This is a genomic window from Lentzea rhizosphaerae (assembly GCF_042649515.1).
Classification (GTDB): Bacteria; Actinomycetota; Actinomycetes; order Mycobacteriales; family Pseudonocardiaceae; genus Lentzea; species Lentzea aerocolonigenes.
The window spans coordinates 57,696-82,406 of sequence record NZ_JBHRZI010000027.1 but is presented as its reverse complement, the minus strand read 5'-3'; the positions used below and the strand labels follow the sequence as shown (position 1 = coordinate 82,406).

Sequence of the window (24,711 nt, the reverse complement as noted above, 5' to 3'; positions counted from 1 at the left end):
AGGCGAGTCCTCACCTGTGAGTCGCACGGGAGTGCTGAAGCGTGTCAGTGGACGCGTCCCATTCCCACGAATGGCCCAACGCCGACATGATCACTAGCCTGGGCGGCGTGCCGGGGAGGAAGAAGCGCGCGGGTGGACTGCCGCGCTGGGCGGGCCCGTTCTACCTGGCAGCAGGCGCGATCACGCTGATCTGGGCCGGAGTGCTGTTCAACGACTTCTTGAACGTGCCAGAACGCTGCCCGGACACGAGGGTGCGCTGCGGGGCGTTCCTGACCACGTCGCTGCGCCAGTACACGATCTCCTGGGTCGTCTTCGACATCGCGCTCGCGACGATGCTGGTCGTCACCGGCTGGCTCGCCCTGCGCAGGCGGGACCACGTGCAGCTGCCCGCGTCGGTGACCGGTGCGTTGCTGTTCGTGGACGCCTGGTTCGACACGATGTCCAGCCCGCGTCGCGACCGGCCGCTCGCCTGGGCGCAGGCACTGTTCGTCGAGCCGATCGAGTGCCTGTATCAGACAGATTCTTTGGCGCGAAAAGCACGTTCGGGCCATCTATCGGCCCGAACGTGCTTTTCGCGCCAAACAGCAGGCGCTCGGTGCCGACCTCGATACAGGCACAGTGCGGCGGCGTGCGGGCGACGTCGTCGTGGCGGAAGAGGAGGGCGTTGTCGTGGTCCCGAAGGGCCGGCAGGGGCAGGTCCTTCGGGACGCACGGGCCAAATTGGAGGAAGAAGCCTCCCAGTCGCTCGACGACTGGGAGGCCGAGCACCGCGCCCGCATCGAGAACGCGTTGCGGGACAACGGTTTCGTCGACTAGCGCGCCGGACCGGTCCAACCGGCGCTGATGCGGGCGATGCGCACGCGCTGCGGGTGGTCGCCCACCGGCACGGAGACGGTCTTCTGCCCGGTGCCGAAGTCGATCGCGGTGACCTGGTCGGAGCCGCTCTCGGAGATCACGCACGCGCGGCCGTCACCGCTGACGGTGGCCCAGTACGGCTTCGAGGCCGTGACGAGCGGGCCTTCCTGCAACGTGCCGCGGTCCACGATGGTGGCGTAGTCGTCCATCGTTCCCGCGACGCACAGCTTGCTGCCGTCGGGGCTCATCGACAGGCCGTGGTGGCGCGAGTCGTTGACGAACGTGGTGCGGTCGTCGCTCGTGTTCGGGTTCTTCGGCAGGGTCTTGACCCGCGTGACCTTGTCGGTGGCCACGTCGTATTCGACGAAACCGTTGAAGAACGACACCTGGAAGTACAGCTTCGAGAAGTCCGGGCTGAACATCGCGGGCCGCACGGCGTTCGACAGGTCCTTGCGGCCGAAGGCGTCCAGCCTGGCGCGCATGTCGATGGTCCTGACGATCTGGAAGGTGTTCGCGTCGACGACCGTGATGTGCCGGTCGCCCTTCATGAAGTCCTGCCAGGGCGCGTCGAAGTTGTTGTTGACCTCGCCGATCGACATGTTCCAGATGTAGCGGCCGCCGTTGGTGAAGACGTTCTCGTGCGGCTTGTCACCGGCCTTGAACGAACCGAGCTGCCTGCCGGTGTTGATGTCCAGCACGTGCACGGTGTTCGAGGTCGACGCGGAGACCGCGATCTTGGTGCCGTCGGGGGAGACGGCCATGTGGTCGGACCGGAAGCCCGACACCGGGAAGCGCCACTTGATCTGCCCGGTGGCGAGGTCGAGCGAGACGACGTCGGCGAAGCTCGGACGCGAGACGACCATGGCCGTGCCGTCGGGCGTGGCGTACATGTCGTCGACGAACTGGTCGTGTCCCTCACCGGGACCCGACCGGATGCCGAGGAAGAACGCCAGCTTGATCGGGTTGAGGTAGATCTCGGTCAGCCGCGCGTCCTTGTCGGGGATGACGTTGAGCCTGCCGATCTTGGCGAAGTCACCGGTGGACTTGATGACGTCGGCGGTGCCGTCCCAGTTGTTGCCGACGAACATCACCTCACGCAGTGGCGCCGCGGAGGCCGCCGGGGCGGTGACGCAGGCCGTGAGGACAGCCGCCGCAGCGACGGCGTGGGTGAGGCGACGGCGTGTGAGAGCGCTTCCGGAAGCTTTCCGTGCAGGGTGCATCGCTACTTCTCCGTTGAAGTCGGCGCCCGCGAGGGAAGGCGCGTGCCGCAGGGAGAATCTGAACTTGGCCAAGTTCAGATTCTGGCTACTGGATAGTAGGCTCCGCGTGATCCGTGCCACAAGACCCAGTGGGGGAAACTGCCGTGCGGAACTGATGGAGGTGCGGTGGCAGGCAGGATCACCCCGGCGGAGGGCCGTTACGGGGGCAAGGACGCGGCCGAACGCCGGGACGAGCGGCGCAGGCGGTTCCGGGAAGCGGGCCTGGACGTCTTCGGTGCCGGGCCGGGGTACCGCGGCACCCGCCTGGGCGACCTGTGCAAGGCCGCCGGGCTGTCGAGCCGCCAGTTCTACGAGGAGTACCGCACTCTGGAGGACCTGCTGGCCGACCTGCACCTGTACGTCAACGACGTCGCGGGGAAGGCCGTCGCCGACGCGTTGCCCGGCATCGGGCACCTGAGCCTGCCGGAGATGCTTCCGCTGCTGGTGCACGCCTACGTGAAGGGTGCCTGCGCCGACCTGCGGCACGCCCGCATCGCCTACGTCGAGGTCGTCGGGGTCAGCCCGCGCATGGACCGCCAGCGCCTCGAACGCCGCTCCGTCTGGGTCGAGATGATCAGCCGGCTGGCCGCGGACGCCGTCTCCCGCGGCGAGATCCCTCCCGGCAACTACCGGATCACCGCCGCAGCCATCATCGGCTCCGTCAACGGTCTCATGCACGACTGGGTCGTCGGCTGGGTCGACGCGACGCTGGACGAGATCGCGGACGAGCTCGCCCAGCTGGTGCTCGGCCGGTACAACATCGCCGGCTGAGGCGATCGATCCACACGGGACAGACCACTTCGCGGGCATGCTGGTCCCATGGTTGAGGATTTCGCCCTGCACCTCGTGTCCGACGGACCGGGCGACGCACCGCCGTTCGTGCTCACCTCGGGGCTCGGAGGCGCCATCGCCGACTGGGACGCCGTGACCCGGTTGCTCGTGCCGCGGGCGCGGGTGCTTCGGTTCGACCGGCCGGGCAACGGTTCCAGCGTCCCGTCTCGCGAGCCCGTCACGCTGCGGCGCGAGGTGGCCGTGCTGGACGCGGTGCTGGACGCCGCGGGAGGTCCGGCCGTGCTGGTCGGGCACTCGCTCGCCGGGCTGCACGTCGAGGGCTACGCCCGGCTGCGTCCGGCGCGTGTGCGGGGTGTGGTGCTCGTGGACCCCAGTCTCGTGCCACCGGGAGTCGGACGGCCGTTCGACGTGGGTGCGCTGGTGGCCACTGCCTTCGTCCGATGTGGACTGACCGCTCTGGCGGCGAGGTGCGCCGGACCGTTGCTCCGCCTGGCCGGCCGGCCGCCGGTGCGTGCCGCCGTGGTGGCGGAGCTGGCCGCGTATCCGGAGATGGCCGCCGAGCTGGACGCGGTGCGGGGCGCGCATCCGTTGCCCGACGTGCCGTGGCAGGTCCTCACGGCAGGCGAAGCACTCGGGCGTTTCCCCAGGCGTGTACTTGCCGCGCACGAGTCGATGGCCGGCCTGTCGCCGCGAGGGGTGCATCGCGTGGTGCCGGGCTCGACGCACATGATGCAGCTCGACGAACCGGAGGTGGTCGCCGAGGCCGCCCTGAGGTGCCTCGCGTCCCGGTGAGCCACCCGGCTGGAGTCAGCCGTTGTTCATCGCCTGCGGTACGCGCCTGGTCCACGTGGACAGCTCGGTGATGTCGTGAACCCTCGCGCCGAAAGCCTTTCAGAGCCCCGGCAAGGTCGTGTTGTTGCTGGTAGGGCCTAACTGATTGGCGTCTGCAAGTACCACCAAGTCTTGATCGAACCGCCGCCAACCACACCCAACTGCGTTCTGCTCGCCCACCGAAGCCAGTTGGTGGTAGCAGAACGCCCGATGATCTTGAGTTGGTGGTACTTGCAAACGCCATGAGTACAGGTCCGACACGGTCGCCCGACTTTGCCGGGGCCTGGCCGTTGGTGCTCACTCAGCCGCGCGGGAGGGGTGACTTCTCCGAAGTCCCAGCAGTGCTCGCGGAGTCCGGGACAGGCGGCACGCTCGCGAAGGTCTCCTCCACCCAGTCGGCGACGAAGTCCCGCACGTGCGGCAGGTGGTCCAGGCCGATGTGCTCCGCGCCGCCCTCTTCCGCGGTGAAGATCCGCAGTTCGCGCTTGGGGCTGTTGACCGCCTGGTCGTACGAGCGGTGCGCGTAGGCGAGTGGGATCTGCCGGTCGTTCTCGCCGTGGCAGATCAGGAACGGCACGGTGATCTTCTCCACGACTCCGTCCAGCCGCACGTCGTCGGCGTGGGTGAGGAAGGAGTCGAGGTCGTCGAAACCCCACACCCACAGGACGTGCTCCCAGTAGTGGGGGACCGGGCGTTCGCCCTCGCGTTCGACGCGGCGGCGCTGCACCGCGCCCCAGTCGTGGTTGGCACCCCAGGCGACGACGAGTGCCAGGCGCTTCTCGAACGCGGCCGCTCGTGGAGCGTAGTACCCGCCGAGCGACCATCCGGCCAGGCCGATTCGCCGCGGGTCGACGTCGTCGCGAGTTTCCAGGTGGTCGACGCACGCGGCGGCCCACACCTCCGTCTCGATCCGCGACGTCAGGCCGCCCAGGCGCAGCGCCTCGCCGGAGCCGGGGGTGTCGACCATGAGCGTCGAGATGCCGCGTGCGGCGAGCTCGTCGGAGATCCCGGACAGGTAGATGTGCTCCTTCGTGCTGTCCAGGCCGTTCCACATGATCATCACGGGCGCCGGGCCGTGGTCGGCCGCGGGTGCCTTGGTGAAGTACGCGGGCAACGTGGTGCCCTCGAAGGGGATGGATACCCGGCTGGTGCGGGGATCGGCCAGGCTGAAGGACTTCTGCATGAGGTCGAGGCACCGCTCGTAGGTGGCGATGCGGTCGGGGGAGGACGCGCTCTGCATGCGTTCGGCCTGCACCAGGTAGTTCGTGGCCCGCGCGTAGAGGCGGCCCGCGTTGCGGGTCCGGCCGGCTTTCTCGGCTGCCTCCGCCTGACTGACGAGGGTGTCGGCCAGCTGTGTCCACGCCTGGAGGAACTCGGCGGTGCCGGCGTCCTCACCGCGTCCGGCGGCCTCGCGGATCGGCCGGCAGGCGCGGTCGACCTCGTCGATCAGGCCGCCGCTGTTGAGCGTGGCCACGACGCTCAGGTTCCACACGTAGTTGCCGGGGAAGTACTCGAACACGGTCGGTCCTTTCGTGCTGGTGTCAGGGGCGGAGGGCGTCGCTGATCGACTTCACTCCGCCGTGGGCGGTCAGGCCGCCGTCGACGGGGATCTCGGCGCCGGTGATGAACGAGGCGTCGTCGCTGATCAGGAACACCACCAGCGGTGCGACCTCGTCGGCGGATCCGGTGCGGCCCAACGGTGTCTCGGCGATGTTCGCGTCGCGGAACGCCGGGGACGCCGACGCGGTCATGGGTGTCTCGATGTAGCCGGGGTGCACGGCGTTCACGCGGATGCCGCGACCGCCGAGCTCCAGGCAGGCGCTCTTCGTCAGTCCTCGCACGGCCCACTTGCTGGTGGTGTAGGCGAGCGGGTAGTGCCCGGTCAGCGCCGCCGCCGAGCCGAGGGTGACGATCGAGCCGCCGGCGTTCATCAGCGGCAGCACGGACTGGACGGCCAGCAGGACGCCGCCGACGTTGATCGCGTGGACGCGGGCGAGGTCCGCCGGATCCACCTCGCCCAGCCGCGGGCGCAGCGTGATGCCCGCACTGGTGACCAGGCCGTCGATCCGCCCGTACCGCCGGGTGACGTCGGCGGCGAGATCGGACCAGTCGGCCGGGTCGGTGACGTCGAGCCGACGAAAGTCCACATCGGACTCTTCGGAGGTCTCGAGATCGACGCCGATCACCTCGGCGCCCTCCGCGACGAGCAGACGTGCGACCGCCGCACCCAGTCCACGACCGGCTCCGGTGACGAGCACGACCTTCCCGGCCACCCGGCCCGTCACCGGGCACGCGTCCGGGAACGGGCAGCGCGGACCGGCGGCAGTTCGATCCCGGCGACGACGCGGTTGCGGATGGTCCCGATGCCCTCGACGGTCATCTCGACGACGTCACCCGGCCGCAGTGCCGGCGGGTCCTGTCCGCCGCGCCTGCCCCACAGCTCGGCGAGGCAGCCGCCGTTGCCGCAGGTGCCGGACCCGAGCACGTCGCCGGCGCGGACCCACGTGCCGCGGGAGGCGTAGGAGACCAGCTCCTCGAACGGCCAGCCCATGTTCGACAGCAGGTCGTGGCCGACCTCGACGCCGTTGACCGAAACCCGCATGTCCAGCGCGAGAAACCCGTCCTCGTCGCGGAACGGCGCGAGTTCGTCGGCCGTCACGAGCCACGGGCCGAGCGTGGTGGCGGAGTCCTTTCCCTTGGCCGGGCCGAGGTTCACCTTCATCTCGCGGCGTTGCAGGTCCCTGGCGGACCAGTCGTTGAACACGGTGTAGCCGAAGATCGCGTCACGGGCCTGGGCGGGCGTCAGCGAAGACCCGTCGCGGCCGACGACCGCCGCCACCTCGAGTTCGAAGTCGAGCAGCCGTGAGCCGGGTGGTACCGGGACGTCGTCGTGGGCGCCGATCAGGGCGTAGGGGTTGGTGAAGTAGAACGTCGGCGCTTCGTACCACTCCGCGGGTACTCCGGAGCCGCCGGACACGCTGGCGACGACGCCTTCCACGTGCTCCTCGAACGCCACGAAGTCCCGGATGGTGGGCGGCGTCAGTGGCGGCAGAAGTCGAACCCTGTCAAGAGGTGTGGGTGGGCCGGTCAGCGCTGCGGTGCCGGCGGTCAGTGCCGCCGGCAGTCCGGCGCGGACGAGGTCGAGCACGGTGGTGCCGGAAGGCAGGGCGTGCAGGCCGTCGTCCGCGACCACGCCCGCGTGCACCAGGCCGTCCAGCTCATAGGTGGCGAAACGCATCGGGAGTCCTCACACGGGAGGGGCGACGAACAGGCCCTTGTCGGGGTCGTTGAAGGACTTCTGCGCGACGAACTCGTTCATCGCGTTGGCCGTGCCCCACTGGTCGGAGACCTCGGGCCGGCTGAAGTCGTAGAGGTGCGGGTGCCAGGTGTCCTCGTCGACCTCTTCCAGTTCGGTCGTGTACTCGACGGTGTTGCCGTGCGGGTCGAGGAAGTAGCTGAAGGTGTTGTTGCCCGCGAGATGCCGGCCGGGACCCCAGATCTTCTCCACCCCGGCCCGCAGCAGACGGCCGGTGCCGCGCATGTACTCGTCGAGGCCGCGCAGCTCGAAGGACGCGTGGTGCAGCGACGGGTGCGGGCCGCGGGCGATGGCCATGCTGTGGTGCCACGAGTTCACCCGCAGGAACCACATCATCTCGCCCATCCGCGGGTGCATCAGCGTGTCGGACAGCCGGAAGCCCAGGTGGCGCTCGTAGAACGCGACGGTGCCCTCGGGATCCGCGGAGTTGACGACCACGTGCGACAGTCGCACCGGGACGGACTCGCCCTGCTCGACCTTGCGGTGCTTGCGGATCGCGACGTCGGCGCTCACCTCGATCGTGCGGCCCTCGTTGTCGAAGAACCGGAACCCGTAGCCGCCGCCGGGGGTCTGCAGCACGCCCGGTTCGCTGACGAGCGTGACGCCCGAGACGGCCAGTCGTGCGGCGAGGGCGTCGACGTCGGACGGGCTGGCGGCGCCGAAAGCGATCAGGTCGATCCGCTTGTCGGCGGCCTGGCGCAGCCGGACCACGTACTGCTCCGGCGAACCTTCCGCGGCCAGGAAGGAGATGCCGGTGTCGCCGTGCTCGGCGGTCAGACCCCAGGCGCCGGTGAAGAAGTCCTGCTGACGGGCGAGGTCGGGCACGGCGAGGTCGACGTGCCTCAGGTGGGTGATCAGGCGGTCGGTCACGGTGATTCCTCCAGTGCGATCACGCGGGGTGGGACACGAGGGCGGCGGTGCGGCGGACGAGGCCGGGGACGTCGCCCTGCTCGTGGTCGAGCAGCCACTGGGCGATCTGGTTCGACGCCGCCACGACCTCCGCGGCGCGGGCGTGGCGGCGTGCGGTGAACGCGTCCCACAGCTCGTCGTTCAGGGCGTGGGCGTCGATCAGCAGCTCGGTCAGCACGGCCGCGTCCTCCAGTGCCTGGGCGCCGCCCTGCGCGAGGGTGGGCGGGCACGAGTGGGCGGCGTCGCCGATGAGCACGACCCGGCCGCGGTGCCACGGCGCCGGCAGCAGGTGGGTCTCGAAGTTGGTGTAGTTCACCCGGCTCGGGTCGGTGAGCGCGGACCGGATCTCGTCCCACGGTCCGTGGTAGGCCGATGCGAGCTCTCGCACCCGCGCCAGCCGCTGCTCCGGTGTCAGTCCACTGTGGTCACCCGAGTCCTCGACGACGTAGGCGTAGAGCGAGTCCTCGCCGGTCGGGGTGTACCCGGCGAGGTAGCACGGTCCGCCGTAGTACAGGTCGGTGCGGGTGACGCTCGCCGGGCGAGGGCCGAACACGCGCCAGATCCCCATGCCCACGGGTCTCGGCTCCACGGTGATGCCGAGCATCCGGCGGGTCGCCGAACGGATGCCGTCCGCACCGACCACGAGGTCGTACCTGCCCGCCGAGCCGTCGGTGAACGTGACCTCGACTCCGGTGGCGTCCTGCTCCAGCCCGGCCGCGGTGACGCCGAAACTGGTCTTCACCCCGGCCACGGCGGCCTGGTCCAGCAGGATCCGCGCCAGCAGCGGGCGGGGCATGCCCATCGTCGCCGGCAGGTCGGGGCCGCCGCTGCGCACGTCCGGGAACTCGACGAGCAGGGTGCCGTCGGGTGCGCGCAGGCCGAGGCTGTCGTACGCGAACCCCGCCCGGCTGACCCGGTCCCACACCCCGAGCCGCCGCAACTCGCGCAAGGCGTTGCCCTGCAACGTGATCCCGGAACCGATGGCGGCGATGTCGGGCTTGACCTCGACGAGGTCGACGGCCACACCGTGGCGCGCGAGCTGGATCGCCGCAGCCGTCCCGGCGAGACCACTGCCGATCACGAGCACGTTGTTCACCGCGGGCATGAGGGACTCCTTTGTCCGTGCGGTCTACTTGACTGCGATGGGGGCGACCGGGGCGCCGACCGCGCCGGTCACCGGCAGCGGGGCGGCGGTCAGCCAGAACTCGTGGACGCCGTCCGCGGCACAGTCGGCGGCGAGCGCGTCGAGGTCCCACATCTCGCCCAGGAACAGGCCGATGTGCGGGATCGCCACCTGGTGCAGCGGCTGGAACGCACCGTCGAACTCGTTGGGCCTCACCTCGACGCCCCACGTGTCGGTCGCGATCCCGGCGATCTCGGTGCCGTGCAACCAGTCCAGCGTGGTGAAGGACAGGCCGGGGGAGTCACCGCCCGCGTAGTCGCCCCAGCCCTCGCGCCTGGCCCTGGTCAGCCGTCCCGTCCGCACCAGCACGAGGTCACCCCTGCCGACCCGGGCACTGGGCCCGTGGGCGGCGATCGCGGCTTCCAGGTGTTCGGTGGTGATGGCGAAGCCGTCGGGCAGCTCACCGTCCACACCGGACACTCGGCCGACGTCCAGCAGCACGCCGCGGCCCGCGATCAGGCCTTCCGTCGTCTCGATGCCGGTGATCCGGTCGCCCTCGCTGGTCACGACGTCACCGGCACGGCGGCCGTTGTAGGCCAGCCCGTGGTCGAAGATGTGGCCGAGGCCGTCCCACTGCGTCGAGGCCTGCAACGGCATGAAGATCACGTCGTCGGCGCCGCCGATGCCGTGCGGGAAGCCCTGCGTGCCGCGCTCGGCGTCCACGCCGGTGTCGAGCATCGTGTGCACGGGGTTGGTGCGCCGCCGCCAGCCCCGCTGCGGGCCGTTCGCGTCGAACCGCTGGGCCAGCGAGAAACTCGCACCCCTGCGGACGAGCGCCGCGCCTTCCCTGCGCTTGGCGTCGGTGAGGAAGTTCAGGGTGCCCAGGACGTCGTCGGCGCCCCAGCGGCCCCAGTTGGAGCACCGCTTGGCCGCCGCCGCGATCGCGCCCTCGGGATCGTTCCGGTCCATGACCAGACGATCGCGGTCAGCGTGCGCATCAGGGAAGCCGAATTCTTCTATGCGCCGTATCACTGCCGTTGATACCGTTCCGGCCGTGAACCTCGCGCGCCTCGACTTGAACCTGCTGGTGGCGCTGGACGCGTTGCTGCAGCAGCGCAGCGTCACCCGTGCCGCCGAACAGATGGGACTGAGCCAACCTGCGGTGTCGGCCCAGCTCGCCCGGCTGCGCAGGCACTTCCACGACGACCTGCTCGCGCGGGCGGGCAACCAGTACCGGCTCACCCCGCTCGCCATCCAGCTCAAGGAACGCGTGCGGGTGGTGCTGGCCGGTGCGGAGCGGGTGTTCGCCGCGGAACCGGACTTCGACCGGGCGTCGTCGACCCGCGAGTTCTCCGTGCTGATCAGCGACTACGCGGTGGCGACCCTCGGTTCGGCGGTGGCGCGGCTGCTCGCGGACGAGGCGCCGGGCACCCGGCTGCGGATGATCTCCAACACGACCAACCTGGTCGACGACGCCGCCAGGACGCTGGTCAACGTCGACCTCATGATCATGCCGCACGGGTTCGTGGAAGACCTTCCCCACCACGACCTCTACCGCGACGAGTGGGCGTGTCTCGTCGCGGCCGGCAACGACGAGGTGGGGGACGCGCTCACCGTCGAGCAGCTGGCGACCATGCCGTGGGTGGTCACCTACCACGGGCCGACCGCGTACACGCCGGCCCTGCGGCAGATGCGGATGTCCGGGATCGAGCCGCACATCCAGGTGATCACCGAGACGTTCCTGACCGTGCCGGGGCTGGTCCGCGACACCGGCAGGGTCGCTCTGCTCCAGCGGCGCCTGGCAGACCGCGTCCCCGCCGAGCTCGGCGTGCGCGTGCTGCCGTGCCCGGTCGAGGTCAGTCCGCTGGTGGAGGCCATGTGGTGGCATCCGATGCACGACGACGACCCCGAACACCGTTACCTGCGCGACCTCTTCGTGCGCGCGACCGCGGTGATGATCGGCGACGAGATCCACATCGACGGCACGGATAAGCCACTTAGGCAGAAGTGATTTCCCTGGCCGTTCACGGCTGCCGACACTTTCGGCGTGACGCAGGTCATCGAGGACCGGCGCCTACCCCCCGGAGATGCCCGTGTCGGACCACACGCTTTCCGCGCACCCCGTCGCCGCGCCTGTCCAGGACCCTGCCACCGGCAGACCCGCCGGTACCGCACAAGCCGTGGTGCTCCTGCTGTCCAGCTGCCTGTCGGTGCTCGGCGCGGTGCTGCTCGCACCCGTTCTCCCCGCCATCCAGAACGCCTTCGCCGGCACTCCCGGCGTCGCCACGCTCACACCGGTCGTGCTGACGGTGCCCGCCCTCGTCATCGGCCTCACCGCGCCACTGGCCGGCCGCATCATCGACCGCCTCGGGCGCAAGCGGTTGCTCGTCGGCGCTCTGCTCGTCTACGCGTTCGTCGGCACCGCGCCGCTGTGGCTGCCGTCCCTGGAGCTCATCGTCGCGAGCCGCGTGCTGGTCGGCCTCACCGAGGCCGCGATCATGACCTGTTGCACGACCCTGCTCGCCGACTACTTCCACGGCGCCCAGCGCCAGCGCTACTTCGGGCTCCAGGTCGTGTACACCACCGTCGCGGCGACCGCGTTCTTCGCCCTGGGAGGACTGCTCGGCGCGAACGGCTGGCGCACCCCGTTCTGGCTCTACGCGGTCAGCCTGCCGCTCGCGTTCCTGGCCGCCCGCCACATCTGGCAGCCGCCCGCCCAGCCGCGGGCGAAGCTGCCCGCGCTGCCGTGGCGGACCCTGCTGGTCCCGGTCGGCGTCAGCCTCGTCGGTGGACTCGTGTTCTACGTCCTCATCGTCGAACTGTCCTATGTGCTCGATCGCATCGGCGTCACGTCCACCGCCACCATCGGCGCGGTCAGCGCCATCGGCTCGCTGGCGACCGCGATCGCCGCCGCCTTGTACGCCCGCGTGGCCCGCTTCGGTCCGGCGATCACCGTCCCCGCCGCGTTCGTCCTGTGCGGGCTCGGAATCCTCGGTCTCGCACTCGCCGGCACCGTCCCGGTCGCCGCCGTCAGCGCCGTGGTCGCCGGACTGGGCAACGGCCTGATGCTCCCCGCGCTGCTCACCTGGGCGCTGGGCTCGCTGACCTTCGAACAACGCGGCAGGGGAACGGGAATCTGGACCTCGGCCGTGTTCATCGGCCAGTTCGCCTGCCCGCTCGCCGTGCTGGCTCTCGCCGGCGCCTTCGGTGGCCTGTCCGCGGCCCTGCTCGCGGTGGGAGCCGTCGCGCTTCTCGTGGCCCTCACCGTCCGGTTCCTCCGCATCACCTGAGCTCGCTTCGAGCTCATGGCGTGGTCTGCCTCGCCGCGGTGAAGCTGTACCGACCGGAACCGACTGTCACGACGGTGGCGTTCCTGCCCGGATCACGAGTGACGCCGAGGATTCCGGGCGCCGCGTGCAGCGGCCTGCCGGACTCCCTCACCGAACCGGCGCCGTCAGAAGGGATCACGACTTCCGCGGTCGTGTTGGCCGGCACGGTGACGGTCATCGTGAGCTCGTTGCCCTTCAACGACCACGTGTTCGCCAGCGTGCCGTACACGGTGTCGATGCTGCCTTCGGCGTGCGTGAGCCCGCCGCCGATGTGCGGTTCGACGACACTGCGGCGGTACCCGGCTTCCTTGATCCGGATGCCGCCGATGTACTGGTGCATCCAGTCCGCGACCGCGCCGTAGGCGTAGTGGTTGAAGGAGTTCATGTCCACCGGGCCGAACGAGCCGTCGGGCTGGATCGAGTTCCAGCGCTCCCAGACGGTCGTGGCGCCCTTGCCGATCTCGTAGCCCCACGAGGGATAGTCCTCTTTGGACAAAAGAGCGTGGGCGAGGTCGTCGCGGCCGATGTTGGACAACGCCACGAGCAGCCACGGCGTACCGATGAAACCGGTCCTGAGGTGGTTGTCGCTCTCCGCGAGTTTCGCCACGTACTTCGCGCCGGCCTTCGCCTTCAGGGCGGCGTCGGTGACGAGGTCCATGCCGAGGGCGAGGGCGTAACCGGTCTGCGAGTTGCCCAGCACCGTGCCGTCCGCTGCCACGTAGGCGTTCGTGAACGCGGTGCGCACGTCCTCGTGGAGCCGGGCGTACTCGGCGGCTTCGGCGTCACGGCCGACTGCCTTGGCCATGTCGGCCATCATCCGCACGTCCTGTGCCCAGATGGCCGTGCCGATGACTCCCTGGTTCGACGGGTCGTCGAGGTTCAGCCAGTCGCCGGTGAAGAACGTCAGCCGCCCGGTCTCCAGGTTGTCCGGTCCGGCGCTCGCCCTGGCGTGGGCGAAGAACCGGCTCATCGCCTCGTAGTTGTCCCGCACGACCCGGGTGTCCCCGTAGGCACGCCACAGGGCGTGCGGGACGGTGATGATCGCGTCCTCCCAGCCGACTCCGCTCTCGTCGAACGCGCCGTTGGTGGACGGCACGACGGCAGGGATGGAGCCGCTGCCCTTCTGCTCGTCGCGCACGTCGGCCATCCACTTGCCCAGGAACGCCCGCATGTCGCTCAGATAGGTGGCGGTCGGCGCGAAGATGTTGATGTCGCCCGTCCAGCCGAGCCGCTCGTCGCGGGCGGGAGTGTCGGTCGGGATCGACAGGAAGTTGCCCCGCGCACCCCAGGTCACGTTGCTGTGCAACTGGTTCAGCATGCCGTGGGAGGTGCTCAGCGTTCCCGTGCGCTTCAGGTCCGAGCCCCAGACGACACCCTTCACGTCCGCCGCGGCCGGCGAGGTGCTCAGACCGGTGATCTCGACGTAGCGGAAGCCGTGCTGGGTGAACGTCGGCTGGTAGGTCACCGTGCCGTCGGCCGCGAACCGGTAGTGGTCGGTGGCGGTGGCAGCGCGGAGGTTCTCCACGTACATCGTTCCGTCGCGGTTGAGCACCTCGGCGTGCCGGATCCGGGCCGTTTGACCCGCCTTCCCCGCGATCTTCACCCGTGCGACGCCGACCATGTTCTGGCCGAGGTCGTAGATCGTCACGCCGGGACGAGGGGTCGTAACCGCCACCGTGTCGAGCACCTGAGTCTCGCGCACGGGCTCGTCCGGTTGCGGCGTCAGCTTCGCGGTGTCGGACGGCCGGACGACCACCGGCCGCCACGACGAGTCGTCGAACCCGGCGTCCGTCCAGCCTCGCTGTGCGAACCGGGCGTCGTAGGTCTCGCCGATCTGGTTGTCGGTGGCGGCGAACGGTCCCTGCTGCCAACGCCAGCCCGGTGCCGTGTCGACCCACTGCACGGTGCCGTCGGTATAAGTGATCTTCAACCGTGCGATCAGGGCCAGGTCGTTGCCGTACTGCCCCTTGCCCGCCAGTCCGACCTTGCCCGCCCACCAGCCGTCACCCAACGCGGCCCCGAAGCCGTTTCCTCCGGCCTGGACGAGGCTCGTCACGTCGTAGGTCTGCGACTGGATGCGCTTGGCGTACTCGGTGTAACCCGGTGCGAGGAACTGGTCGCCGACCTTGCGGCCGTTGAGAGTGAGCTCGTACACGCCGTGCGCCGAGGCGTACGCCCTCGCCTGCGCGACCTTCTTCCCTTGCAGGGTCCGGAACGACGTCCGCAGCAGCGGCTCGTAGGAGTCGTTGCCCACCAGCAGTGCGTCGGTGGTCCCCGTGACGGTCAGCTCGTGGTTCTCAACGCTGCCACCGGTGAAGGGGTTGGGCACGGCGAGTTCGGGAGCGGCCAGCACGGTGCCGTCGGGCTTGGTCGCGGTGAACGACGTCACCGTCACCGACTCCTTCTCCCAGGTGCGCAGGCCCGGCCGTCCGACGGGGAAGTCCGTGACGGTGCGCGTGTCGACGGTGGTGCCGTCCAGCACCGTCCGGATGATGTCGCCCTGGACGGTGTAAGCGACCGTGTGGTCGCCGGCTAGCAGTCCGGCACGCGTGAACCCGAACGGCCGCAGGTCGACCTCGGCGAGCAACGCGTAGCCGCCGTTGAGACGCCGGTGCGGTCGCAGCATCGGGGCCGACGCGGTGGACGTGCCGACGTTGAGCTGCCACATGTACGCGTTGCCGGCGTCCTTCGCGCGCAGGAACGTGCCGAACGCCTCGTTGTTCAGCCGGAACTTCACCGTCGCCGTGTAGTCGGTCCACTGGTCGTAGGTCGGCGCGGGGTTGCCGATCCAGGCCGCCGATCCCCAGTCGGACGCGGTGAGCAGACCCGTCTCGAACCACGCCGGCCGGCTCCAGGCGCTCGGAACGCCCTTGTCGTCCCAGATCCGCACGCGCCAGTGGTATCGCGTCGCCGAGACCAGGGCCGGTCCGCCGTAGGCGATGTCGACCTGGTGGGACGACTTGACCTTCCCGGTCCGCCACACGTCGGCCGCTCCTGGTGAAGACCCGAGCCGCAGCTCGTAGGCGGTCTGCGTCATCGCCCTGCGCGAGGACGCGGACTTCCAGCCGAACACCGGCATCGCACCGGGGAGACCGAGCGGGTTCACCCTGCCGTTCGTGGTGAGCCCTTCGACCGTCGCCGGCGGTGCCGCCACGCTCGCGGGTGTGATCCCCGCGAGCAGAGCAAGGCACGCCAGCACAACCAGGAGAGGGCGTGCTCGCCAGGACATGGTCAGCTCCGATCTGCGATGGCTCGGAGCGGTGCCGTGCCAGTGGAGTGAGCGCCTGCGTGCCGAAGCGGCACGCAGGCCGGGGATCTTGTCCGTCAGCTCGTGCTGCCGGTCACCGAAGTGCCGGACTTGGTGAGGTAGTAGGTGATCTTCGTGCCGCTCCAGAAGTGGAACGTCAGGGTCACCCGGCCGTCGGCGACCTCGTCGAAGAACGCCGGCTTGAGGATCATCCCGCCCGCGGTGTAGTCGGGCTGGAAGTGCTGCCAGAACTCCTTGAACGTGGTCCAGTTCGCCGGTCCCGCGGGGCGTCCGTCGGCGTACTTCGCCTCCATGGTCGCGAGTTGGTCGCCGTGGAACTGGGTGGGGATGGTGAACGAGGTGGTCGTTCCCGTGGCGTCGGCCTGCGTCGGCGGGTCGTAGCTGATGATGCTGATCTGCCACGGCACGCCTTGGGAGAACTGGGCTTCGATGGTGGCGTTGACGCCGTACGCGCGATTGCCGGCGAGCCGGGTGAGTGCGGCCGCGGTGAGCGTCAGGGTGGTGCCGGACACGGTGTAGTCGCTGCCGTTGACGAGGTTCGTGTTGCCCTGCCTCAATCGCCGGAACGACGTGCCGTTCAGGTTGAGCGTCAACGACTGGGCGGTGATCGCGCCGGTGCGGGGCAGGTAGACCTGGTCGGACGAGGCCGTGCCGGACCGCGTCGTCCAGCTCTTCCTGATCAGGTCGTGCAGACCCTGGTCGCGCCAGCGAAGTTCGTTGCGGTTCAGGAACTGGCCGGCGTCCCAGATCATCGTGGTGAGGTTGCGGATGCGGGCGTGGTAGCCGACCGCTTCCAGGAACTTCAGGAACTCGCCGCGTTCGATCACGCCCGGCCGGGTGTGGTCGTAGTTGAGCAGCGCCCATTCGCCGATGATCACCGGGATGCCGCGGGAGACGAACGTGTCGTGCACGCGGTCGAAGGTGCTGACGAGGTCCTGTTCCACCTCCGCGTTGTAGCGGGTGAAACCGGCGATGTTCACGCTGAACGGCCAGAAGCCGTAGAAGTGGACCGTCGCGGCGATGTTGGTGTCGCGCAACTGGTTGTAGCTCGCCAGGAACGCGTCCAGCCGGGGCTGGTCGGAGGCGGTGTGCACGGTCGGCAGGACGAGCAGGCGGGTGGCGTTGCGGCCGCCCGAGCCGCGGACGATCCGGTGGAACTCCGCGTTCAGCTCGTGCAGGGCCCTGGCGTCCTCCTCGGTTCCGGAGGTGCCGGCGAACTGCGGTTCGTTGATGCTCTCGAACACGAGCTTCGAGGGGTGGTCGCGGAACGTCGTGGAGATCTGCGACCACAGGGCGGTGTACCTCGCCAGCACGGTCGCGCGGTCGCTCGGATACGCGTTGATCCACTGCCACGAGTCGTGGTGCAGGTTGATCATCACGTAGAGGCCTTCGGCCAGGGACCAGTCGACGATCTCGCGGACTCGGCTCAGCCAGGCCGCGTCGATGGTGTACCCCGGTGCCGCACCGTGGTGGTTGCTCCACGTCACCGGGATGCGGATGCTCTTGTAGCCCTGGGAACGCACGTGCCGCAGCAAGGTCTGTGTCGTGCGCGGATTGCCCCACGACGTCTCGTCGGGGATGGCGTCCATCGTGTTGCCCAGGTTCCAGCCCGGCTGCATCGCGGCGACGGTCCTCATCGCATCACCCGGCTGCGGCTCAGCCCGGGCACCGGTCGCCGTGAGCGCCCCGGTCAGCAGCAGCGCGGCCAGAGCACAGGCGGTGAGACGAACTCGGTGCGCGGTTCTGCGTGCGTTGAACAGACTCAACACTTCACTTTCCCTTGCTGTAGATGGATCCGCGGCGCGGCGAGGCGTGCCGGTCGATCCGATCCGTCTGTGAAGGCGAGGCGACGTGGCCCGAAATCTAAGCGCTTAGATTTGGGTGGTCAAGGTTGGTGCCGCTGATCGACGAGCATTCGACAAGGTCAATTCGAGGAAAGGCAGCCACAACTGGCTCGAATGAGGGGCTCGGTCGGCAAAGGCCCGGCCTCTCCCGCTTCCTCCTCGAGAAGGAGCCGCACCGCCGTGCGGCCGATGGCCTCCATCGGTTGCTGCACGGTGGTCAGCGGAGGCGACGACAGGCGCGTGGCGATGATGCCGTCGAAACCGGTGACCGCCACCCTGCCGGGAACGTCGATGCCGGCCTCGCGCAGCACGTTCAGCACGACCAGTGCTTCCTGGTCGGTCGCGCACACGAGGACGTCGGGAAGGTGTCCGCGGGCCAGAACGGGTGCCAGCGCGGCACGGGTGGTCGCCTCCTTGACGGGTGCGCTCGGCAACGGCGGGTCGACCGCGAGCCCCGCGGCGGTGAGGGCGTCGGCGTAGCCGCCGAAGCGTTCCGCGAACTCCTCCGTCACGTTTTCGTCGCCGACGTAGGTGAATCGCCGGTGTCCGTGCTCGCGCAGCAGGTGTTCGACCAACCGGCGCATGCCCGATCGGTGGTCGACCAGGACCGTCCTCGTGCCGGCCGCGGTCGTCTCACCACCGAGCTCGACCACGGGAATCCGGCGCGCGATGCGAGCCAGGGTCTCGGCAGGCGCGGCGCCGGCGAACGCGATCAGGCCGTCGACGCGTCCGGCGACGTCGACCACGGCGGGCAGGTCGTCCGGCACGGTCCCCGATCCCAGCATCAGCGCCAGACCCCGGCGGTGGCACTCGAGTTCCACGCCCCGCTGGACCAGGTCGGAGTACAGCGGGAACAGACGGGCGTCATCGGTCGCACGCGCCCGCAGTTCGTCCACGGCGTCGCGTTCTCCGTCGTCGAGCAGATAGCTGAAGGAGTACAGGCCGATGGCGCCGGTGCGTCCCTTCGCCAGCCCGCGAGCGCTCACGTTCGGCACGTAGCCCAGGGCGGCAGCGGCGGCCAGCACGGTGTCGAGCGTCTTCTTGCGCACCCGTTCCGGTTGGGCGAACGCGAACGACACCGTCGCGATGGACACCCCGGCCCTCTCGGCCACGTCGTACACCGTGGGCCTGCGCGCCATCAGGTCGCACTCCTCGGCTCGGTCACCCCGGACATCGTGATCCACGGCGACCACGGCGTCAAAGCCGCGGCCCACTTCGTGGCTCAGGTCGTCGGTCGTCGGAAACAGATTTCGACGGTGTCACCAAATGATCCATCTCATTCCCGGGATTCTTCCTCAATCTGCGGAAGTGCTGGGAACGTGCTGGTCGGAGACTTACCGTCGAGACATTCGGTTCCCCGTGCAGAACGGAAGAAAAATGACGCGAAAGATCTGGTTCCTCGTCGGTGCGACGGTGCTCGCCACGTCGATCCTCGGGACGCCGGTGGCGTCTGCCGCCGAAGGAGAGATTCGCGCCCTGGGGGCGGCCGAGAAGATTCCCGGCAGCTTCATCGTGAAGCTGAAGCGCGACGGTGCGTCTGCGGACGCACTCGCCGGTCGCTTCGGCGCCGCGGTCTCGCGGCACTTCACCGGTTTCGGCGGCTTCAGCGTGAGGCTCACCGAGAAGCAGGCGCGCAGACTCGCGGCTGACCCCGCTGTCGAGTACGTCGAGGCGAACCAGGCCGTCCACGTCGAGACCACGCAGTCGAGCCCGCCGTCCTGGGGCCTCGACCGCACCGACCAGCGCGACCTGCCGTTGAGCAGTTCCTACTCCTACACCTCGGCGGGCGCCGGGGTGAACGTGTACGTGATCGACACGGGCGTGCGGGTCAGCCACTCCGCGTTCGACGGCCGCGCGGTGGACGGTTACGACGCGGTCGACGGCCGGCTGCCCGCCCAGGACGGCAACGGCCACGGCACACACGTGGCGGGCACCATCGCCGGCTCGCAGCACGGCGTCGCGAAGGCCGCGAAGATCGTCGCGGTGCGGGTGCTGGACGACGAGGGTTCCGGCTCGACCGAGGGCGTCATCGAAGGCATCGACTGGGTGGCGAAGAACGCCGTCAAGCCGGCCGTGGCGAACATGTCCCTCGGCGGGCTCGTGAGCTCCTCGCTCGACGACGCCGTCCGCAAGGCCATCGCGGCCGGCGTGACGTTCACGATCGCCGCGGGCAACTCCAGCGTCGACGCCTCGACCGCTTCTCCGGCCCGTGTCACCGAGGCGATCACCGTGGGCGCCACGGAACGTACCGACGCGCGCGCGACGTACTCGAACTTCGGCTCGGTGCTGGACATCTTCGCGCCAGGCAGCGCCATCACCTCGGCGTGGAACACGAGTGACTCCGCGACGAACACCATCTCCGGCACCTCGATGGCCGCGCCACACGTCGCGGGTGCGGCTGCCCGGTACCTCTCGGCGAATCCGTCGGCGACGCCGGATCAGGTGGCGTCCCACCTGATCGAGCAGTCGACACCGGCGAAGGTCGGAAATCCCGGCGTGGGTTCACCGAACCGGCTTTTGCACCTCGCGCCGACCGCCTGAGGCGATCGTCCACGAACGGGAGGAGCGTCGGCCGTGCCAGGTCCTCTTCTCCTACGCCAGGGTGCAGGCGTGCCCGTTGAGGGTGAAGGCGCGTGGGTCGGCGTTGGTGCTGCCGCTCCCGGCGGTGAACCCCATCAGCAGTGTCTCGCCAGGACGGATGGTCTGGTTGTACGACACGGCGGTCGCGAACACGTCACCGCCTGCCTGCTTCGGCGTCGCGTTCCACATCTCGGAGACCGTCTGGCCGTTGGCGAACGTCCACTTGAGCGTCCAGCCGTTGACGTCGGTGTTGCCGGTGTTGCCGATGGTCACGTCGGTGCGGAAGCCGCCGGGCCAGGTGTGCGTGACGCGGTAGGCGACCGAACAACCGTTGACCGGCTTCGGTTTCGCGGTCGTGGTGCGAGTGGTGGGGGCCGGCGCTGCAGGGGCCGGTGCGGCCGGGGATGGTGCCTCGGTCGCCGGCTGGACGCAGGGTGGCCCCCAACGGCCGAGCCGCTTCTCGGAAGCGGACGTCTCTGCCTCCTGCAGCAGGCGGTCGTCGGTCGTCTCGCTGCGCACCATGCCGAGTTCGACCGCGATGACCGCGTAGTCGGTGCCGTCCGCCAGCCGCAGGGAGCCCGCCGGCGTCGTGTCGACCGGCTTGTCGAGGAGCATGGTCTTCGCGAACGTCGTCGCCGCGTCGCTCCAGCACTCGTCCGGTGCGGCGAGCCCCTTGACCTTGATCTCCTGGCCGTCGGAGAGCTGGACGGTCCGCACGTCGACCACCTTCCGGACGGTGACGTCCTGCGCCTCGGGAGGCTCGACGAGCGTGGGGAAGTCCGGTGGGGACGTCGTGGCCAGGGCCGGTGTCTGCTGCTCGCCGCCTCCGCACGCGCCTGCCGCGCTGACGAGGAGGAGGGCGGCGACCAGGAGCCACCTGCCGGGTCTGGCGCTCACGGCGAAGTGCGGTCGTCTCATCGTTCCCCCGGTGCCCAGAAGTCTTCGGGCGAACGAACCAAGAGGTGTTCACCCGAACGGCTGATCTCGTCTCGGCAGGCTACGACGCTTCCATTGAATGCGGAAGAACCTTCCGCAATTATCGACTTGTGCGTTCGACGCATTTCGAGTCGAAACACGTCGAACAGGCGGAGTAATCGTTTTCAGGGCTCCCTGAAACGCGGAAACGGTCTCGTCGTTCGCGCATGGTGCACGCCCTGGTGCGCGTGATCGGATCGGCTTCTCGTGCTTTGACTGCGTGGTGGTGACCCGATGTCGATTCTGGATGCGGTGCCGGAGACCAGTGGCCGCAACCTCGCGTCGCTGGACGACGCCTTTCAACTGTGCGAGGTGACTGAGGGATTCGCGGCCCAGTTCTGCTGTGCGTCCGACGACCTCGTCGGGGTGGAGTTCGTCCGCCTGTTCGGAAGCGACGCCGAAGTGCTGTTGCTGGCGCAGTGTCTTTCTTTGCAGGCGAAGGGCGACGGATTCTTCCGCGAGCACCTGAGCGTCCGCCGGCAGCGAATGCGCCAGTTGCTGAAGGTGGTGGTGCACGCCGGTGGTGGTGTGCTCGTGGCCGCCGTGCAGCCGTCCGGTCAGCCGCACACGGGGTTCACCCTGAGCAGGTCGGACGCGCGGATCCTCGAACGGATCGCCGAAGGGTGGACCGTCGAGCAGGTCGCAGCCGGGATCGAGATGACGACTCGGTCGGTCCGGTACCGGATGGCGACCCTGTTGAACCTCTTCGAAGCCGGCAGTGGGCCGTCGGCGATCTCGAACGCCTACCTGTGGGGTGTGCTCGACCCGGTCGCGTGGCCACCCCGCGTTGCCCACGGCGTGGTCAACCAGTCGTGGGCCGGATGAGCACCGTCGCATGAGTCGCGCGCGGACGTTGGAACAGGTCCTGGCAGGTGTGCACGCCGCGGCCGCGGGCCGGATGGGCCTGCTCCACCTGCGCGGACCACGCGCCATCGGGAAGTCCGCCCTGGTCGGGCGGCTGTGCGACGAGGTGCGTGACGAGGCGGACGTGCTCGTGACCACCTGCCGGAGCCGGGAGGGCTTCGCCGCCGCGAGAGGGTTGTTCGGTGCGGAGACGGTCGACGCACTTCTGACCGCGCCGGACGAGTTCGCACGACGGCACGCGTTGAACGATCTGGTGGCCGGGCGCACGGCGGACCGGCCGTTGGTGCTCGTTCTCGACGACGCCCACCACTGCGACAGCGCCACCGCCCGATGGCTGAGTGCGCTCGCACGTCGCATTCCCCAGCCGCGGGTGCACGTCCTGCTCGTCTACCGGTGTTCCGAGCGCGTGGCCGCCCAGGCGGTGTTCGCCGATCTCACCGGCGCGCTGGACGCCACCAGCGTCGACCTGGGGCCGCTCGACGAGTCCGACGTGGCGGAGCTGCTCGCGCGGGAGTGCGGACTCGTGCCGGAGCGGGAACTCGTCCTCGCCGCTCTGGAGGCCACCGCCGGGCTGCCGGCCGTCACCTCGTCGTGGGCCGAGAAGTTCCGGGTCCTCGGAACGGCACCCGACGTCGAGGCGGAGTCCGCCGCCTGGCACCTCGCCTGGCTCGAAGACCAGCCGGAGCCGACGCGCGCCCACGCCACGGCCGTGGCCGTGCTCGGCAGCGCCGAGCCCACGAGCGCGGCCACGCTGGCTGGGATCTCTCCGGCCGCGGCAGCGTTGATCCGCACGGAGCTCACGGCCGTGGGTGTCCTCACCCGGAGCGGACGGTTCCGGTCTGCCTCGCTGCGCAAGCGGTTGCTCGACGCCGTGGGCCCGGATGAGCTGTGTGCGCTGCGCACCAGGGGCGCCAGGCTGCTCACGGACGAGGGCCGCGGGCAGGAGGAAGTCGCCGAACTGGTCGTGACGCTGCCGGCGCTCACCGAGGCGTGGATGACCTGCGCGCTGCGTGGCGCGGCACGGGCGGGCTCGCTGAGACCGGAACTGGCGATCAGCTACCTCCGCCGGGTGCTGGACGCCGTGCCCGGTGACGTCGGCACGCGACTGGAACTGGCGACGCAGCTGACCGCTGTCGACCCTTCGGCGGCCGTGGACGTCTACACCGAGCTCCTCTCCGACGTCTCCAGTCCGGACGACCGCGCGTCGGTCGCGGTTCGCTGTGGCGCGGTGGCACTGCGAGCGGGACGCGGGCCGGAGGCGTTCCGGTTGCTCGGGGGTCTCTTCGCGGACTCCGGCTCCGACCGGTTTCCGGTGATCGATCCCGACTTCCGCGCCCAGGTCGGGGCGATGGCGCTGGTCAACGGGTTCAGCAGCTCGGCGACCGTCGGTCAGGCGATGGACCTGGCGCGCGGCATCACGCCGCCCCGGGGCAGGGCGCAGGGCGGACGCAGGCTGGTGCAGCAGCTCGCCCGCGCCGAGGTGCTGCGCGGGGAGTCGCTGTCCACGGCGCTCGCCCACCTCCGTTCCGCGTTGCCGGCTCCTGGTGGCGAGAGGGAGCTCTGGGACGTCTTCCCGGTCACGTCGCTGCACTTCTGCGGCGCACGTGCGGAGGCGATGACGCTCGCGGACGAGATCGTCGCCGCTGCGGAGGGAAGCGACGACACCCAGATGAGGAAGGTCGCGCTCGCGGTCCGAGCAGGCCTGGCGTTCGAGGCGGGTGAGCTCTTCGACGCCGAACGGGACGCCCGCGCCGCGCTGGCGATCGCGGGCCACGACGGGGACTGCGCGGCGGCGACCGTGCTGGCGTCGGTGCTGGTGCGGCGCGGTGACGTCGACCTGACCGAGCAGCTCTTCGAACGAATGCCGGCACCGCGGGACCCGGTCGAGTACGGCTGGGCGTTGGACGCCAAGGCCCACTGGTTGTGGAACCGCGGCGACGGCGACTCGGCGATCGAGGTGCTGCTGCGTTGCGGTCGTGAGTTCGACGAGATGGGTGTGCACAACCCGGTGCTCGTTCCGTGGTGGCTGCACGTGGTCACCGTGCTGGTGCGGCTGGGCCGTTTCAGCGAGGCGACCGAGTTCGCGGAACGCGGTGCCGACGCCGCCCTGCGCTGGGACACGCCGGCCGCACGTGGTTACGCCCTGTACGCCGCCGGCGTGGTCACGACAGACGTCGAGCCCCTGAAACAGGCGGTGGTCGAGCTCGGCGCGGCGGGGGCTCAGCTGGACGAGGCGAGGGCGCTGGTCGCGCTGGCGGTGATGCTGATGCGCACGGGGGACGACAAGACGGCGCGCAAGCACCTGCGTGCGGCGATGGACATCGCGGTGCGGTGCGGCTCGACCCTGCTCGCGAACCGGACGCACGAGCTGCTGACGGCCGCCGGCGGCCGGATGAGTGCGGTGCACACCTCGCCCAAGGACGCGTTGACCGCCGCCGAGCGCAGGGTCGCCGCGCTGGCCGCGGACGGGCTGACGAACCGGGAGATCGCCGAGAGGCTGTACGTCACGATCGGCACCGTGGAGAGCCACCTGTCGAGCGCCTACCGCAAACTCGGGGCCCAGACCCGAGCTGAGCTCGCGGCGGAGCTGGAGTGAATCCGGCCGTACCATCACTCTCCGCAACGCCGCACCGAACCGCAGGTGGAACGGCACCCCAAGGTTTGGCCCGGAGCGTTGACCCGTCTTCTGCTTCTCTCTAACCTTTTCGTAGATCGTCAGAAATGTTCGTGAACCTCAGGCTCTTTTGTGGCCTTTGAGGAAAAGAC

20 protein-coding genes are annotated in these 24,711 nt (G+C 69.6%); 8 read left to right on the top strand and 12 right to left on the bottom strand.

The genetic code is table 11. The features are described from left to right. Positions 1–160 precede the first annotated feature (160 nt). Entirely contained in the window at positions 161–436 is a 276-nt protein-coding gene (locus tag ACFOWZ_RS30285; protein WP_382377320.1) for a hypothetical protein, read from the bottom strand. Between the two features lie 182 nt (positions 437–618). Between ACFOWZ_RS30285 and ACFOWZ_RS30280 the strand changes: the two genes are divergently transcribed. Next, positions 619–816, top strand: a complete 198-nt coding sequence (locus ACFOWZ_RS30280) for a hypothetical protein (RefSeq protein ID WP_382377319.1) — start codon at positions 619–621, stop codon at positions 814–816. Here the strand turns inward: ACFOWZ_RS30280 and ACFOWZ_RS30275 are convergent. Beyond that, positions 813–2,075, bottom strand: a complete 1,263-nt coding sequence (locus ACFOWZ_RS30275) for a YncE family protein (RefSeq protein ID WP_382377632.1) — start codon at positions 2,073–2,075, stop codon at positions 813–815. The two genes, ACFOWZ_RS30280 and ACFOWZ_RS30275, sit on opposite strands and share 4 nt — an antisense overlap. A gap of 165 nt (positions 2,076–2,240) precedes the next feature. Between ACFOWZ_RS30275 and ACFOWZ_RS30270 the strand changes: the two genes are divergently transcribed. Then, positions 2,241–2,885, top strand: a complete 645-nt coding sequence (locus ACFOWZ_RS30270) for a TetR/AcrR family transcriptional regulator (RefSeq protein WP_382377318.1) — start codon at positions 2,241–2,243, stop codon at positions 2,883–2,885. A 48-nt stretch (positions 2,886–2,933) separates the two neighbouring features. Beyond that, on the top strand, positions 2,934–3,698 hold the full coding sequence (locus ACFOWZ_RS30265; protein ID WP_382377317.1) for an alpha/beta fold hydrolase: 765 nt from the start codon (positions 2,934–2,936) through the stop codon (positions 3,696–3,698). A 340-nt stretch (positions 3,699–4,038) separates the two neighbouring features. Here the strand turns inward: ACFOWZ_RS30265 and ACFOWZ_RS30260 are convergent, their stop codons facing one another. The 6 genes from ACFOWZ_RS30260 to ACFOWZ_RS30235 are packed head-to-tail and all read right to left on the bottom strand — an operon-like array spanning position 4,039 to position 10,054. Next, positions 4,039–5,256, bottom strand: coding sequence for an alpha/beta hydrolase family protein (locus ACFOWZ_RS30260; RefSeq protein WP_382377316.1), 1,218 nt, complete (start codon positions 5,254–5,256; stop codon positions 4,039–4,041). 22 nt (positions 5,257–5,278) lie between these two features. Beyond that, the gene (locus tag ACFOWZ_RS30255) at positions 5,279–6,022 is read right to left on the bottom strand and encodes an SDR family NAD(P)-dependent oxidoreductase (protein WP_382377315.1); all 744 of its coding nucleotides are present in this window, start codon (positions 6,020–6,022) and stop codon (positions 5,279–5,281) included. Beyond that, complete coding sequence (locus ACFOWZ_RS30250; protein WP_382377314.1) at positions 6,019–6,975, bottom strand: fumarylacetoacetate hydrolase family protein; 957 nt, start codon at positions 6,973–6,975, stop codon at positions 6,019–6,021. Before ACFOWZ_RS30250 ends, ACFOWZ_RS30255 begins: the two co-directional genes overlap by 4 nt. Before the next feature lie 9 nt (positions 6,976–6,984). Further along, a complete protein-coding gene (locus ACFOWZ_RS30245; RefSeq protein WP_382377313.1) occupies positions 6,985–7,923 on the bottom strand; it encodes a VOC family protein in 939 nt (312 codons plus the stop codon). A gap of 19 nt (positions 7,924–7,942) precedes the next feature. Further along, positions 7,943–9,067, bottom strand: a complete 1,125-nt coding sequence (locus ACFOWZ_RS30240; RefSeq protein WP_382377312.1) for an FAD-dependent oxidoreductase — start codon at positions 9,065–9,067, stop codon at positions 7,943–7,945. A 24-nt stretch (positions 9,068–9,091) separates the two neighbouring features. Next, positions 9,092–10,054: a cyclase family protein gene (locus tag ACFOWZ_RS30235; protein ID WP_382377311.1), complete on the bottom strand. Its 963-nt coding sequence runs from the start codon at positions 10,052–10,054 to the stop codon at positions 9,092–9,094. An 85-nt stretch (positions 10,055–10,139) separates the two neighbouring features. Between ACFOWZ_RS30235 and ACFOWZ_RS30230 the strand changes: the two genes are divergently transcribed. Further along, positions 10,140–11,096 carry a LysR family transcriptional regulator gene (locus ACFOWZ_RS30230; protein WP_382377309.1) on the top strand — a complete coding sequence of 319 codons (957 nt, stop codon included), beginning with the start codon at positions 10,140–10,142 and terminating at the stop codon, positions 11,094–11,096. A gap of 76 nt (positions 11,097–11,172) precedes the next feature. Then, on the top strand, positions 11,173–12,375 hold the full coding sequence (locus tag ACFOWZ_RS30225; RefSeq protein WP_382377308.1) for an MFS transporter: 1,203 nt from the start codon (positions 11,173–11,175) through the stop codon (positions 12,373–12,375). A 13-nt stretch (positions 12,376–12,388) separates the two neighbouring features. Here ACFOWZ_RS30225 and ACFOWZ_RS30220 read toward each other — a convergent pair whose 3' ends face one another. From ACFOWZ_RS30220 to ACFOWZ_RS30210, 3 genes are all read right to left on the bottom strand, one after another. After that, complete coding sequence (locus ACFOWZ_RS30220) at positions 12,389–15,643, bottom strand: alpha-L-rhamnosidase (RefSeq protein WP_382377307.1); 3,255 nt, start codon at positions 15,641–15,643, stop codon at positions 12,389–12,391. Between the two features lie 95 nt (positions 15,644–15,738). After that, positions 15,739–17,451 (bottom strand): cellulase family glycosylhydrolase, encoded by a 1,713-nt coding sequence (locus ACFOWZ_RS30215; RefSeq protein ID WP_382377306.1) that lies wholly within the window; start codon positions 17,449–17,451, stop codon positions 15,739–15,741. A gap of 155 nt (positions 17,452–17,606) precedes the next feature. Further along, the gene (locus ACFOWZ_RS30210; RefSeq protein ID WP_382377305.1) at positions 17,607–18,710 is read right to left on the bottom strand and encodes a LacI family DNA-binding transcriptional regulator; all 1,104 of its coding nucleotides are present in this window, start codon (positions 18,708–18,710) and stop codon (positions 17,607–17,609) included. Between the two features lie 193 nt (positions 18,711–18,903). Between ACFOWZ_RS30210 and ACFOWZ_RS30205 the strand changes: the two genes are divergently transcribed. Then, positions 18,904–20,067, top strand: a complete 1,164-nt coding sequence (locus ACFOWZ_RS30205; protein WP_382377304.1) for a S8 family peptidase — start codon at positions 18,904–18,906, stop codon at positions 20,065–20,067. Between the two features lie 51 nt (positions 20,068–20,118). Here the strand turns inward: ACFOWZ_RS30205 and ACFOWZ_RS30200 are convergent, their stop codons facing one another. After that, positions 20,119–21,024: a cellulose binding domain-containing protein gene (locus tag ACFOWZ_RS30200; RefSeq protein WP_382377303.1), complete on the bottom strand. Its 906-nt coding sequence runs from the start codon at positions 21,022–21,024 to the stop codon at positions 20,119–20,121. Positions 21,025–21,315: 291 nt separating this feature from the next. Between ACFOWZ_RS30200 and ACFOWZ_RS30195 the strand changes: the two genes are divergently transcribed. Beyond that, positions 21,316–21,906, top strand: coding sequence for a hypothetical protein (locus ACFOWZ_RS30195; RefSeq protein ID WP_382377302.1), 591 nt, complete (start codon positions 21,316–21,318; stop codon positions 21,904–21,906). Between the two features lie 10 nt (positions 21,907–21,916). Then, positions 21,917–24,541: an AAA family ATPase gene (locus tag ACFOWZ_RS30190; protein ID WP_382377301.1), complete on the top strand. Its 2,625-nt coding sequence runs from the start codon at positions 21,917–21,919 to the stop codon at positions 24,539–24,541. The last annotated feature ends 170 nt before the right edge of the window (positions 24,542–24,711 follow it).

Coding starts and splice junctions, on each gene's coding strand:
- ACFOWZ_RS30240 (WP_382377312.1), bottom strand. CDS start 9,067: ATGCCCGCGGTGAACAACGTGCTCGTGATCGGCAGTGGTCTCGCCGGG.
- ACFOWZ_RS30235 (WP_382377311.1), bottom strand. CDS start 10,054: ATGGACCGGAACGATCCCGAGGGCGCGATCGCGGCGGCGGCCAAGCGG.
- ACFOWZ_RS30275 (WP_382377632.1), bottom strand. CDS start 2,075: ATGCACCCTGCACGGAAAGCTTCCGGAAGCGCTCTCACACGCCGTCGC.
- ACFOWZ_RS30195 (WP_382377302.1), top strand. CDS start 21,316: ATGTCGATTCTGGATGCGGTGCCGGAGACCAGTGGCCGCAACCTCGCG.
- ACFOWZ_RS30225 (WP_382377308.1), top strand. CDS start 11,173: ATGCCCGTGTCGGACCACACGCTTTCCGCGCACCCCGTCGCCGCGCCT.
- ACFOWZ_RS30200 (WP_382377303.1), bottom strand. CDS start 21,024: ATGAGACGACCGCACTTCGCCGTGAGCGCCAGACCCGGCAGGTGGCTC.
- ACFOWZ_RS30190 (WP_382377301.1), top strand. CDS start 21,917: ATGAGTCGCGCGCGGACGTTGGAACAGGTCCTGGCAGGTGTGCACGCC.
- ACFOWZ_RS30250 (WP_382377314.1), bottom strand. CDS start 6,975: ATGCGTTTCGCCACCTATGAGCTGGACGGCCTGGTGCACGCGGGCGTG.
- ACFOWZ_RS30220 (WP_382377307.1), bottom strand. CDS start 15,643: ATGTCCTGGCGAGCACGCCCTCTCCTGGTTGTGCTGGCGTGCCTTGCT.
- ACFOWZ_RS30265 (WP_382377317.1), top strand. CDS start 2,934: ATGGTTGAGGATTTCGCCCTGCACCTCGTGTCCGACGGACCGGGCGAC.
- ACFOWZ_RS30205 (WP_382377304.1), top strand. CDS start 18,904: ATGACGCGAAAGATCTGGTTCCTCGTCGGTGCGACGGTGCTCGCCACG.